General features: G+C 73.1%; 7 protein-coding genes. All 7 read left to right on the top strand.

Annotated elements, in window-relative coordinates; translation table 11 throughout:
- Positions 1-10: 10 nt before the first annotated feature.
- The gene (locus AC1D12_RS10030) at positions 11-538 is read left to right on the top strand and encodes a sigma-70 family RNA polymerase sigma factor (RefSeq protein ID WP_465114574.1); all 528 of its coding nucleotides are present in this window, start codon (positions 11-13) and stop codon (positions 536-538) included.
- Positions 539-602: 64 nt separating this feature from the next.
- Positions 603-836 (top strand): FecR/PupR family sigma factor regulator, encoded by a 234-nt coding sequence (locus AC1D12_RS10035; RefSeq protein WP_477840209.1) that lies wholly within the window; start codon positions 603-605, stop codon positions 834-836.
- A gap of 87 nt (positions 837-923) precedes the next feature.
- On the top strand, positions 924-1,157 hold the full coding sequence (locus tag AC1D12_RS10040) for an MbtH family protein (protein ID WP_047507974.1): 234 nt from the start codon (positions 924-926) through the stop codon (positions 1,155-1,157).
- On the top strand, positions 1,157-1,885 hold the full coding sequence (locus tag AC1D12_RS10045) for a thioesterase II family protein (RefSeq protein WP_477840210.1): 729 nt from the start codon (positions 1,157-1,159) through the stop codon (positions 1,883-1,885). The genes AC1D12_RS10040 and AC1D12_RS10045 overlap by 1 nt, the downstream gene beginning before the upstream one ends.
- A 12-nt stretch (positions 1,886-1,897) precedes the next feature.
- Positions 1,898-2,866, top strand: coding sequence for a TauD/TfdA family dioxygenase (locus AC1D12_RS10050; protein WP_477840212.1), 969 nt, complete (start codon positions 1,898-1,900; stop codon positions 2,864-2,866).
- Positions 2,863-8,091 carry an amino acid adenylation domain-containing protein gene (locus AC1D12_RS10055; RefSeq protein WP_477840215.1) on the top strand — a complete coding sequence of 1,743 codons (5,229 nt, stop codon included), beginning with the start codon at positions 2,863-2,865 and terminating at the stop codon, positions 8,089-8,091. Before AC1D12_RS10050 ends, AC1D12_RS10055 begins: the two co-directional genes overlap by 4 nt.
- Positions 8,091-13,831, top strand: a 5,741-nt coding sequence (locus AC1D12_RS10060; protein WP_477840217.1) for an SDR family NAD(P)-dependent oxidoreductase, incomplete at its 3' end; no start/stop codon positions are given. The genes AC1D12_RS10055 and AC1D12_RS10060, both read left to right, overlap by 1 nt.

The following is a 13,831-nucleotide window of genomic DNA, read 5'->3' on the forward strand; positions in this document are numbered from 1 at the left end:
GGGGTAGAGCGTGTCGATCACCAACCATGAGCCTGCCGCAGGGCTCGGTGGAGCCTTTCTCGCGCACCGGGCCAAGCTGCAAGGCCTGGCCCACAAGATCACCGGGCGGCGCGAGCTGGCCGAGGACGTGGTGCAGGAGGCCTTTCTCAAACTGTCCGACGTGTCGCACGGCTTGGCGGTGCAGCAGCCGATCGGCTACTGCTTCCAGGTGGTGCGCAACCTGGCGATCGATTGCCGGCGCCGCATGATGCTCGAGGCCGGCGTGTTCGCCGACGCCGAGAGCGGCGAGCACGTCGCGGCGCCGCAGGGCACGCCGGAGCAGTACGCGATCAGCCGGCAGAACCTGGTGATCGTCGACGAGGCGCTCGGCCGCCTGCCGTCGCGCACGCGCCAGGCCTTCGAGCTGTACCGCATGGGCGGCATGACGCAGCGCGCGATCGGCGAGCGGCTGGGCGTGTCGGCGGCGCTGGTCAACACGATGATCCGCGATGCGGTCCAGGCCCTGGCGCACTGCCGGCACCTGCTCGAGGCGGAATGACGGCCTCCTAGAATCGGCGGTTTCCACTGCCAGCCCCGTGCGCGCCCGCGCGCGCCGCCCGCCGATGAACCCCGATCAGGACCGTGAAGACCCCGCGCAGGCGCTCGCCATGCAGTCCGCCTGGGAGTGGGTGATGAAGGCGCACGAGCAGCCGCTGAGCGAAKCCGACCACGAGGCGCTCGCGCGCTGGCTCGAGGCCGACCCGCGGCACCGCACCGCGCACGCGCAGGCCTCGCGGCTGTGGCTGCTGAGCGGGCTCGTGCCGCCGGCGCACGACGACGACGGGCTCCCGCACTGACCCGATCGCCACGCGGCGCTGAACAAAGCCGCGGCCGGCTCGTCATGGAAGGCAAGGCGCATCACTGCGCGAACCACGGGCCTTGCCATGTCCACCAGCTGCTTCGACCGCGACGACGAAACCTTCATCGTCCTCGTCAACCACGAGGATCAATATTCCATCTGGCCGCACTGGAAGGCCGTGCCACCCGGCTGGACCGCGGTGCCCGGCGCCAGCGGTGACAAGAAGACGGTGCTCGCGTTCGTCGATGCGGCGTGGACCGACATGCGACCGCTGTCGCTGCGCCGCTGGATGGACGAGCAGGCCGCGGCGCCGCGCTGATGCACGCCGGCGTCCGCCTGCTGTGCCTGCCGTGCGCCGGCGCCAGCGCGACGATGTACCTGCGCTGGCGGCGTTCGCTGCCGCCGTGGGTGCAGGTCGTGCCGGTCGAGCTGCCCGGTCGCGGCAGCCGCCTGGGCGAGCCGTTCGTCGAATCGTTCGCCGCGTTGGTGGCGGGCCTGTGCGACGAGCAGTCGGCCGCGATGACGACGGCCAGCAGCTTCATGCTGTTCGGCCACAGCATGGGTGGCCTGCTGGCCTGGGGCATCGCGCAGCGCCTGCGCGAACGCGGGCTGCCGGCCCCGGCGGCGCTGTTCGTCAGCGGCTGCCCGGCCCCGTCGCAGCGTGACCCGCAGCGCTTCGCCAACAAGGACACCGACGCGCAGCTGATCGCCGACCTGCGCCGCCAGGGCGGCACGCCGGAGGAGGTGTTCGCAAGCCCCGAGATGCTGCACATCACGCTCGATGCCCTGCGCGCCGACTACCGCGTCTGCGCGAGCGTTCCGGACGTGAGGAGCGGGCCGCTCGACATGCCGATCCACGCCTTCGGCGGCCGCCAGGACGACATCGACGCGTCGMGCCTCGCTGCCTGGCGCCGCGAGGCCCGCACGCTGTTCTCGCTGACCTGGCTCGACGGCGGGCATTTCTTCATCCGCCAGAGCGAGCCGCAGCTGCTGGCCGCGCTCGTCCACGAGATGCAGGCGCTGCGGTTCGAACCGCTGCCGTCCTGAAAGGGATCTTCCATGACCGACCTGTCGAACCTGGACCGGCCGCCGTTGCCGGCCCYGATCACGCCATCGCGCCCCGGTGAGGCGCTGCTCGATGCCTTCGCACCGATGCGCGCCGACAGCGAGGCGCTGCTGAGCCGCATCGGCGGCGTGCTGCTGCGCGGCTTCGAGGTGCCGAGCGTCGATGCCTTCCGCGCGTTCGCCGCGGCCTTCGGCCACCCGCTGCTCGCCTACGAGTTCGGCTCGACGCCACGCAGCGCGGTCGGTGGCGGGGTCTACACCTCCACCGAATACCCGGCGCACCAGCACATCCCGCTGCACAACGAGCAGGCCTACACCCGCGAGTGGCCGATGAAGATCTGGTTCCACTGCGTCACCGCCGCGCCCGAGGGCGGCGAGACGCCGATCGCCGACAGCCGCGCGATCTGGCGCCACATGCCCGAGGCGATCCGCCGCCGCTTCGCGCCCGGCGTGCTGTACGTGCGCAACTACGGCGAGTTCGACGTGCCGTGGCAGCAGGTGTTCAACACCAGCGAACGCGCCGAGGTCGAGGCCTGGTGCACGCGCTCCGGCATCCGCTTCGAATGGAAGCCCGACGGCGGGCTGCGCACCACGCAGCTGTGCCAGGCCACCGCCGTGCACCCGCGCACCGGCGAGACGGTGTGGTTCAACCAGGCCCACCTGTTCCACGTCTCGAACCTGCAGCCGGAGGTGCGCGAATCGCTGGAGGAACTGCTGGGCGCCGACGAGATGCCGCGCAACGCCTGCTTCGCCGACGGCTCGGCCATCCCCGACGCGATGCTCGACGAGGTGCGCGCGGTGCTGGCCGCGCAGACGGTGTCGTTCCGCTGGCAGGCCGGCGACGTGCTGATGCTCGACAACATGCTGGCCGCGCATGCGCGCGCGCCGTTCAAGGGCCCGCGCAAGGTGGTGGTCGCGATGGCCGAACCGCACGGCAACCTCGACCAGGACCTGTCCCGATGAACGCTCCCCGCAATTTCGTCGACCACCTGCAGCGCCTTGCCGCCGAGCGGCCCGACGACACCGCGCTGGTGATCGTCAGCGCGGCCGACGGTGCCACGCTCGACACGCCGATCCGCTATGCCGAGCTCGCGCTGCGCGTGCGTGCGCTGGCCGCGCGGCTGCAGCGCCGCTTCGCGCCCGGGGAGCGTGTGCTGCTGCTGCTCGACAACGACGACCGCTACGTGGTGGCCTTCCTCGCATGCCTGCATGCGGGGCTGATCGCGGTGCCGGCGTTTCCGCCCGAATCGGCGCGGCCGCAGCACCTGGCGCGGCTGGCCGGCATCGCGCACGACGCGCAGCCGGCGGCGCTGCTCGCGACGCGCGCGACGCTGGCGATGATCGGCAGCGGCTTCGGTGCTGCCGAGCCGATCGCGATCGACGAACTCGATGCCGCCGACGATGCCGCGCTCGCCGCGGCGTGGCGCCCGCACGCGCCGCACGACAGTGACATCGCCTTCCTGCAGTACACCTCCGGCTCCACCTCGGCGCCGAAGGGCGTGATGGTCAGCCACGGCAACCTGATGGCCAACGAGCGGGCGATCGGCGCGGGCTTCGAGGTCGGCGCCGACGACGTGTTCGTCAGCTGGCTGCCGCTGTACCACGACATGGGGCTGATCGGCGGGCTGCTGCAGCCGCTGCACCGCGGCATCCCGACTGTCCTGCTGACGCCGCAGTTCTTCCTGGAGCGGCCGGTGCGCTGGCTGGAGGCGATCGCGCGGCACCGCGGCAGCATCAGCGGTGCGCCGGACTTTGCGTACCGGCTGTGCGTCGAGCGGGTGAAGGACGCGGCGATCGGCGCACTCGACCTGTCGAGCTGGCGCGTGGCCTTCAGCGGTGCCGAGCCGGTGCGGCACGACACGCTGCGAGCGTTCGTCGAGCGCTTCGCGCCGGCGTGCTTCGATCAGCGCTCGGTGTTCCCGTGCTACGGGCTCGCGGAGGCGACGCTGTTCGTCAGCGGCGCGGCAAGGGGGCGGGGGATGGTCGCGCAGCCGTTCTCGGTGTCGGCGCTCGGGGCGGGGCAGGCGAGTGACGGCACGGGCGACGATGCGATCACGCTGGTCAGCAGCGGCCGCGTGCCGAGCGGCCACTGCGTCGAGATCGTCGACCCGCAGACGCTCGCGGTGCACCCCGACGGCCAGGTCGGCGAGATCTGCGCCGCCGGCCCGAGCATCGCGCAGGGCTACTGGCAGCGGCTGGAAGAGACGCAGACGACCTTCGTCGAACGCGGCGGCCAGCGCTGGCTGCGCACCGGCGACCTCGGCTTCGTGCGCGACGGCGAACTGCATGTCACCGGCCGGCTGAAGGACCTGATCATCCTGCGCGGCCAGAACGTCTACCCGCAGGACATCGAGCGCGCGATCGAGGCGGAGGTCGACGCCGTGCGCTCCGGCCGCGTCGCCGCGTTCGCGGTCGAGCTGCCGGGCGGTGGCGAGGGCGTCGGCGTTGCGGTCGAGGTGTCGCGCGCGATGCAGAAGCGCGTGCCGGCCGCGGCGCTGGTGCAAGCGCTCGGCGAGGCGTGTGCCGGCGCGTGCCGCGAGGCGGTGTCGGTGGCGCTGCTGCTGAATCCGGGTGCGCTGCCGAAGACCTCCAGCGGCAAGCTGCAGCGGCGCGCCTGCCGGCTGGGGTTCGAGCAGGGCACGCTGGATGCGTTCGCGGTGTTCGCGCACGGTCGCTTCGTCAGCGGCGACAGCGGCGTCGACGAGGCACCGGCAGTGCCGCTCGACGATGCCGAAGCCGCCGTCGCCGTGCTGTGGCAGGAGGTGCTCGGCCACGCCGCACCGCCGGCGCGCGATGCGCAGTTCTTCGCGAGCGGTGGCAATTCGCTCGCCGCGGTGCAACTGGCCGCGCGCATTGCCGAGCGCTGGCACATCGGCTTCGCGCCGCGCGATGTGTTCGAGGCGCCGCGGCTGGCCGAGCTCGCCGCGCGCGTGCGACAGGCAGGCGACAGCGGCACACGCCGGTCGACGATCCCGGTGCTCGGCGCGGCACGCCGCGCCGGACCGCTGCCGCTGTCGCACGCGCAGCAGCGCCAGTGGTTCCTGTGGCAGCTCGATCCGGGCAGCTCGGCGTACCACGTGCGCTTCGGGCTGACGTTGCGCGGCGTGCTCGACACCGTCGCACTGCAGGCTGCGCTCGACGCGCTGGCGGCGCGCCATGAGCCGCTGCGCACCCGGTTCGACCTGGCCGACGACGGCACGCCGCGCCAGTTCATCCAGCCGCCGCAGCCGGTCGCGCTCGCCGCGTTCGATCTGCAGCCCCTGCTCGACACCCCGTTCGACCTGCGCCGCGGCCCGCTGTGGCGCGTCGGCCTGCTGCGCGTGCGCGACGGCGAGCACCAGCTCGTCGTCGTGATGCACCACATCGTCTCCGACGGGGCGTCGATGCAGTTGTTCGTCGACGAGCTGGCGGCCGGGTATGCGGCGCGCGTGGCCGGCGAGCCGCGCTCGCTCGCCGCGCCGCCGGTGCAGTACGCCGACCACGCGGCGTGGCAGCGCGACGAGCTGGCGGCCGGCGAGGCGGCACGGCAGCTCGCCTGGTGGCGTGCCGAACTCGCACACGACGGCGCGGAAGAACCGATCCTCGCGCTGGCCACCGACCACCCGCGCCGCCCGCAGGCCGGCTACTCGGCCGAGCGGCATGCCTTCACGCTGCCCGATTCCTTGCGCGCGGCGCTGCAGGCGGTTGCGCAAGGGCAGGGCGCCACGCTGTCGATGCTGCTGCTGGGCGCGTTCCAGGGCCTGCTGTACCGCTACACCGGGCAGCGCGATGTGCGCGTCGGCATGACGGTTGCGAACCGCGCGCGGCCCGAGGCGCAGGCGCTGATCGGGCTGTTCGTCAACACGCTGGTGCTGCGCAACCGCATCGGCGGGCGCACGACGCTCGCGCAGCTGGTGGCGCAGGCCAGGGCTGCCTCGCTCGGCGCGCAGGCGCATGCGGAGTTGCCGTTCGATCTGCTGGTCGAGGCCTTGCAGCCCGAGCGCAGCCTGGGCCGCAGCCCGCTGTTCCAGGTGATGTTCAACCACGTCGGCGAAGACCCGCGGCTGCTGCGGCAGTTGCCGGGCCTCGCGGTCGAGTCGCTGCCCTTGCCCGAGCTCGCGGCGCAGTTCGAGCTGGCGCTGGAGCTGCGTGAGCGGGCCGGCGCCGCGCTGGAGCTGTCGTTCGTGTATGCCGCCGAGCTGTTCGATGCGGCCACGGTCGAGCGCTTCGGTGCACACCTGCTCGCGCTGCTGCAGGCGCTGGCGCAGCGGCCCGCGCAGGCGCTCGGCGATGTCGACCTGCTGGGCGCGGATGAGCACGCGCGGCTCGCCGCCTGGGGCGTCGAGGCGCAGCGCTTCGTCGACTGGCGGCCGGTCCACCGCTCGTTCGAGCAACGTGTGCGCGACAACCCGGCGGCCGTCGCGCTGCACTTTGCCGACGAGACGCTGACCCGCGGCGAGCTGAACCGCCGCGCCAACCGCCTGGCGCACCACCTGATCGCGCAAGGCATCGGGCCGGAGACCCGCGTCGGCATTGCGCTCGAACGCTCGGTCGGCATGATGGTCGGCATCCTCGCGGTGCTGAAGGCCGGCGCCGCCTACGTGCCGCTGGACACCGAGCTGCCGGCCGAGCGCCTCGCCTGGATGGTGGGCGACAGCGGCGTCGCATTGGTGCTGACGCACGGCGCGGTGCGCGAGCGGCTGCCGGCGGTGGCCGCGCGCGTGCTCGACCTCGACACGCTCGACACGTCCGCCGAGCGCGATGACGATCCGCAAGCCGACGTGCACGCCGAGCACCTCGCCTACGTGATCTACACCTCCGGCTCCACCGGCACGCCGAAGGGCGCGGCGGTGCGCCACCGGGCGCTCGCGAGCTGCATGGCGTGGATGCAGCAGGTCTATCGCCTCGACGCGGCTGACACCGTGCTGCACAAGGCCGCGTTCGGCTTCGACGTGTCGGCCTGGGAGATGTTCTGGCCGCTGACCACCGGCACGCCGCTGGTGCTGGCCGAACCGGGCGAGCACCGCGACCCGGCGCGGCTCGCGGCGCTGATCCTGCGGCACCGCATCACGACGCTGAACTTCGTGCCGGCGATGCTGCAGGCCTTCCTGCAGCAGCCGCAGGTGCAGGCGATGGGGACTGACGCACCGCTGCGCCGCGTGATCGTCGGCGGCGAGGCGCTGCCGGCCGAGGCGCAGAAGGAGGTCGCGCTGCGGCTGCCGCGTGCCACGCTCTACAACCTCTACGGCCCGACCGAGACGACGATCCACGTCACGCACTGGACCTGCCGTGCCGACGGCGCGACGCAGGTGCCGATCGGCCGGCCGATCACCGAGACGAGCGCGCGCGTGCTCGACGCCGACCTGAACCTCGTGCCGCCCGGCGTCGCCGGCGAGCTGTACCTGGGCGGCGTGAGCCTGGCGCGCGGCTACCTGAACCGTGCGGCGCTGACGGCGGAGCGCTTCGTCGCCGACCCGTTCGATCCGCAGGGCGGGCGGCTCTACCGCACCGGCGACCTGGTGAGATGGAACGCCGAGGGCCAGCTCGACTACCTGGGCCGCATCGACCAGCAGGTGAAGGTCAGAGGCTTTCGGATCGAGCTCGGCGAGATCGAGGCGCGGCTGCTGGCGCACGGCTCGGTGCGCGATGCGGTCGTCGTCGCGAAACCAGGGCCGGCCGGGCTGCGGCTGGTGGCCTACGCGGCCCCGCATGCCGGGCAGCGCATCGACGCCGCCGTGCTGCGCCAGGCGCTCGCCGATGCACTGCCCGACCACATGGTGCCGAGCGCGGTCGTCGCGTTGGAGGCGTTGCCGCTGACACCGAACGGCAAGGTCGACCGCCGCGCGCTGCCCGAGCCGGTGTTCGAGAGCGACCGCGCGCACCTCGCGCCGCAGGGCCGCATCGCCGAGACGTTGGCCGCGATCTGGCGCGAGGTGCTGGGCGTGGAACGCGTCGGCCAGCACGACAACTTCTTCGACCTCGGCGGGCAGAGCCTGCTGCTGATCCGCGTGCACCAGCAGGTGCAGCAGCGCATCGATTCCGAAGTGCCGCTGGTCGAGCTGTTCAGGCACCCGACGCTTGCGGCGCTGGCGCAGCGGCTGGAGCAAGGGTCGGCCGCGCCTGCCACCACCACCGCCATCGACGACCGCGCCAGACAACAACGGGCCGCGCTGCTGCAGCGGCGCCGCACCACCGAGAGGAACACCTGATGAGCACCCCTGAACCGACCGGCATCGAGATCGCGATCATCGGCCTGGCCGGCCGCTTCCCCGGCGCGGCCGATGTCGACGCTTTCTGGCGCAACATCCGCGACGGCGTCGAATCGGTCACCCGCTTCAGCGACGACGAGTTGCGCGCGCGCGGCGTGCCGCAGAGCCTGCTCGACGACCCGGGCTTCGTGAAGGCCGGCGTGCGGCTCGACGGCATCGGCGAGTTCGACGCCGGCTTCTTCGGCTACGCGCCGCGCGAGGCCGAGCAGCTCGACCCGCAGCAGCGGCTGTTCCTCGAATGCGCGTGGCAGGCGCTGGAGCAGGCCGGCTACGCGACCGGCCGGCTCGAGGTGCCGGTCGGCGTGTATGCCGGCGACGGGCCGAACCTCTACCTGATCCGGCACCTGCTGCCATCGTCGGGCGGTGCCGACAGCGGCCAGATCGCCGAGCTGCTGAGCCTGATGAGCGGCAACTCGCCCGGCTCGCTGTGCACGCGCGTCGCCTACAAGCTGAACCTGCGCGGCCCGGCCGTCACGGTGCAGACCGCCTGCTCGACCTCGCTGACGGCCATCCACACCGCTTGTCAGGCGCTGCTGGCCCGCGACTGCGACATGGCGCTGGCGGGGGGCGTGTGGCTGAACCTGTTGCAGGACGGCGGCTACCGCCACCAGGCCGGCGCGATCCTGTCGCCCGATGGCCATTGCCGCGCCTTCGACGAGCGCGCCGCCGGCACGCTGATCGGCAGCGGCGCCGGCCTCGTCGTGCTGAAGCGCCTCGACGACGCGCTGCGCGACGGCGACACGGTGCATGCGGTGATCAAGGGCTCGGCCGCCAACAACGACGGCGCCGACAAGGTCGGCTTCACCGCGCCGAGCGTGCGTGGCCAGGCCGACGTGATCCGCGCCGCCCACCTGGTGGCCGATGTGTCGCCCGACAGCATCGGCTGCATCGAGGCGCACGGCACCGGCACCGTGCTCGGCGACCCGATCGAGGTGGCGGCGCTGACGCAGGCCTTCCGCGCCGGCACCGCGCGGCGCGGCTTCTGCGCGCTCGGCTCGGTCAAGACCAACATCGGCCACCTCGACGCAGCGGCCGGCGTTGCCGGGCTGATCAAGGCGGTGCTGGCGCTGAAGCACCGCACGCTGCCGCCGAGCCTGCATTTCGAGCGGGCGAACCCGCAGCTCGCGCTGGACAGCAGCCCGTTCTACGTCAGCACCGCGGCCGCGCCGTGGCCGCAGGGCGACACGCCGCGGCGCGCCGGTGTCAGCGGCTTCGGCATCGGGGGCACCAACGTGCACGTGGTGCTGGAGGAGGCGCCGGCCGTGGCCGCGCGGGCCGACGACGGCGACTGGCAGGTGCTGCCGCTGTCAGCCCGCGACGGTGCGGCGCTGCGCGAGGCGCGTGCGCTGCTCGCGGACCATCTGCAAGCGCATCCGGAACAGGCCCTGGCCGACGTGGCGCACACGCTGCAATCCGGCAGGCAGGCCTTCGCGCAGCGCAGCGCGGTGGTGGCCGACGGCGCCTCGCTGGCCGCGCAGATGCTGCAGGCGCCCGAGGCGGTGAACGCTGCGGTCGACGCCGCGCCCGAGCTGGTGTTCCTGTTCCCAGGCGGCGGTGCGCAGCATGTGCACATGGGCGAGGCACTGTACCGGCGCAGCGGCGTGTTCCGCGCCGAGGTCGATCGCTGCTGCGAGCTGCTGCGGCCCGGGTTCGGGTTCGACCTGCGCGAGGTGCTGTTCCCGGCGCCGGCCGACGCGGCGGCGGCCGAGCTGCGGCTCGCGCGCATCGAGTTGGCGCAGCCGGCGCTGTTCGTCATCGAGTACGCGATGGCGCGCTGGTGGATGAGCCTGGGCGTGACCCCGGCGCTGATGATCGGCCACAGCCTCGGCGAGTACGTCGCGGCCTGCCTGGCGGGGGTGTTCCAGTTGGCGGATGCGCTGAACATCGTCGCAACGCGTGGCCGGCTGATGCAGGGGCTGCCGGCCGGTGCGATGACGGCGGTGGCGTTGACGGAAGACGCGCTGCGTCCGTACCTCGGCGACGGTTGCGACCTCGCTGCGGTCAACGCCGAACAGCTGTGCGTGATCGCCGGCCCGATCGACGCGATCGAGCGCGCCGAGGCGCGCCTGCGCGAGGCCGGGCAGCAGCCGCGCCGGCTGCATGTCGGCATCGCGTCGCACTCGGCGATGGTCGAGCCGATCGTCGCCGAGCTGCAGCGCACGATCGCCGCGGTGCCTCGCGAGGCGCCGCGCCTGCCGTTCATCTCGAATGCGTCGGGCCGCGTGATCACCGCGGCCGAGGCGGTCGACCCGGCGTACTGGGGCCGTCACCTGCGGGGTGCGGTGCGCTTTGCCGACGGCCTGCGGGCGGTGTTCGAGGGGCCGGGGCGYGTGCTGCTCGAGGTCGGCCCGGGCGCGACGCTCAGCAGCCTCGCGCGCCAGCATCCAGGCGCGGCCACGGCCGTGGGCGTGTGGGCCAGCCAGGCCCATCCGCAGCAGCATGCGCGCAATGCACAGCAACTGGCCGGCACGGTGGCCGCGGCCTGGGTCGCGGGGGTGCCGATCGACTGGTCGGCGTGGCGTGAAGGCGCCGCGCGGCGCCGCGTGCCGCTGCCGACCTATGCGTTCCAGCGCCGCCGCTACTGGGTGGAGGCCGGCGCGCAGGCTGCTGCGGCGAAGGCCGACGGGAACATCTTCTACGCGCCGAGCTGGCAGCGCAGTGCAGCGCCGCGGCCGGCGGCCGGCGCCGAGCCGGGCGGCCACGTGCTGGTGCTCGGCGATGTCGACAGCATCAGCGCCAGCGTGCTGCGCGAACTGCGCCGGCGCGGCGCGCGCGTCAGCTTCGCGCAGCCCGGCATCCGCTTTGCACGAAATGCGGCGCAGCAGTACACCGTGCGGCCGGCCGAGCGTACCGACTTCGACGACCTCTTGGGCGCGCTGCAGGCCGAAGGCCCGTTGACGCAGGCCCTGCACCTGTGGAGCCTCGACGGCCACCGCGGCACGGCCGCGAAACCGAAGCTGGAGCTTGGCTACCTGAGCCTGCTGGCGTTCGCACAGGCGGTCGAAGCGGCTGGCATCGAGCGGCTCGCGCTGACCGTCGTCACCGACCGCCTCGAAGACGTGACCGGTACCGAGCCGCTGGCGCCCGAGAAGGCGACGCTGCTCGGTCTCGCGCGGGTGATGGGGCAGGAGATCCCGTCGCTGCGCTGCCGCGTCGTCGACGTGCTGCTGCCGGCGCCGGAGAGCGAGGCGGAGGATCGGCTCGCCCGCGTGCTGGTCGACGAGGCGCAGGGCGACAGCGTCGACACACCCGTCGCATGGCGCGGTCCGCACCGCTGGGTGCAGCGCTACGAGCTGCTGCCGGCGGGCCTGCCTGCGAGCCAGCGGCTGCGCCGTGGCGGCGTGACCCTGATCACCGGCGGGCTCGGCGGCGTCGGCCTCGCGCTGGCGCGCCAGCTCGCGGGCGCGTGGCAGGCCCGGCTGGTGCTGCTGGGCCGCAGCGAGCTGCCGGCGCGTGCCGACTGGGCCCGGTTGGCGGATGACGCGCAGCAGCCGCTCGCGTTGCGCCGCAAGCTGCAGCAACTGGTCGCGCTCGAAGCCACCGGGGCCGAGCTGATGACGGTCGCCGCCGATGTCAACGATGCGGCACAGCTGCGCGCGGTGCTCGCGCAGGTGCACCAACGCTTCGGGCCGGTGCAGGGCGTCGTGCATGCCGTCGTGCACCCCGGCCGCGGCATGATCGCGCAGCGCAGCCGCGCGCAGGTCGAGGCCGCGTTCGAGCCCAAGCTGCACGGCACGCAGGTGCTGCTGGAGGTGCTGCGCGGCGAACCGCTCGACTACGTGCTGTTCTGCTCGTCGGTCGCCAGCCTGATCGGCGGGCTGGGCCGCAGCGACTATGCCGGCGCCAACGCGTTCCTCGATGCGCTGGCGATCGCATCGCGCCGCGCCGACGGGCCACCGCTGTTCTCGGTCAACTGGGATGCGTGGCGCGATGTCGGCATCGCGGTCGACATGGACCTGCCCGAAGGCATCGGCCTGGACGAGCGCAGCGGCGTCGCCGCGTTCGAGCGCATCGTCAACGGGCCGGACCTGCCGCAGACGGTGGTGTCGGTCACGCCGCTCGCGCAGCGCTTCGGGCCGCTCGATGGCGGCATGCTCGAGGTGATCGCCGAGTCGGCCCAGGCCGCGACCCCGGCGCGCAGCGGCCATCCGCGCCCGGTGCTGACGACGCCGTTCGCCGCCCCCGAAGGCACGCTGCAGGAAGGCCTGGCCGCGCTGTGGACCGAGCTGCTCGGCATTGCACCGATAGGAGTGCACGACAACCTGTTCGAGCTCGGCGGCGATTCGCTGCTCGCGATCCGGCTGCTGTCGCKGGTGCGGCAGGCGCATGGCGTCGAGCTGCATCCGGCGCTGTTCTTCAAGCTGCCGACGGTCGCCGCGCTGGCGCAGGCGGTGTGCGAGCGCGCGCCGCAGGTGGAAGTCGCTCCGGCGGCGATCACGCGCGGCGAAGGCGCGGTGGCGCCGATGTCGCCGGCCCAGCAGGGCCAGTGGTTCCTGTGGCAGCTCGATCCGGACAGCACCGCGTACCACGTTGGCGGCGRCCTGCGGCTGTCGGGCGCGCTCGACGTGCCGGCGTTGCAGCGGGCGATCGGCGAACTGGTGCAGCAGCATGACGGCCTGCGCACGGTGTTCCGCGAAGGCGAGGGCGGCGTGCTGGAGCAGGTCGTGCAGGACACGGCTGCGATCGAGATCCCGTTGCTCGACCTGGTGTTGCAGCCGGCCGACCAGCGCGATGCACGGCGTCATGACGAAGCGCTGCGCATCGCCCGCACGCCGTTCGACCTGCGCCGCGGCCCGCTGCTGCGCGCTGCGCTGCTGCGCTGCGCGCCGGGCGAGCACGAGCTGCTGTTGATGATGCACCACATCGTGTCCGACGCCTGGTCGGTCGAGCTGATGCTCGACGAGTTGGCGCAGCGCTATGCCGCGGCCTGCGAGGGCCGCTCGGCGGCGCTGCCGGCACCGGCGATCCGCTATGGGGATTTCGCGGCCTGGCAGCGGCGCTGGCTGGCCGATGGCGAGGGCGAACGGCAGCTCGCGTATTGGCGTCGCCAGATCGACGATCCGCAGGCCATGCTCGCGCTGCCGACCGACCGGCCGCGCGAGGCCGCGGGCCGAAGCGGGGCGGCGCAGCACTTGGTCGACCTGCCGGCGGACCTGGTCGACGGACTGAAGCGCCTCGTCGCGAAAGAGGGCGCCACGCTCTTCATGGGCCTGATCGCGGCCTTCCACGCGCTGCTGCACCGGCACACCGGCCAGCCGCTGGTGCGCATCGGCGTGCCGGTCGCGAACCGGCACCGGCCCGAGATGGCGCGCGTCGTCGGCTTCTTCATCAACACGCTGATAATCCAGGCGCGCGTTGACGGCCGCCAGCCGCTGCTCGCGCTGCTGCAGCAGGTGCGCGATGCGGCGATCGACGCGCAGGCGCACCCCGACCTGCCGTTCGACCACCTCGTCGAGGCGCTGCGCCCGCCGCGCGTGCCGGGCGTCACGCCGCTGTTCCAGGTGATGTTCAACCACCTCGGGCAGGGCGGGCGCTCGCCGACGGGCTGGCCGGGGTTGCAGGTCGCGCGCATCGACCTGGCCGAGCGCGCCGCGCCGTTCGAGCTGACGCTGGAGACGCAGGAGCTCGACGATGGCCGCCTGCGCGCTGCGTTCCGCTATGCCGATGCGCTGTTCGAGCC

It is taken from the genome of Rhizobacter sp. P1_G5 (assembly GCF_056405435.1).

Excerpts from the sequence above, each read along its gene's own strand:
- AC1D12_RS10055 (WP_477840215.1), top strand. The coding sequence starts at position 2,863 with ATGAACGCTCCCCGCAATTTCGTCGACCACCTGCAGCGCCTTGCCGCC.
- AC1D12_RS10040 (WP_047507974.1), top strand. The coding sequence starts at position 924 with ATGTCCACCAGCTGCTTCGACCGCGACGACGAAACCTTCATCGTCCTC.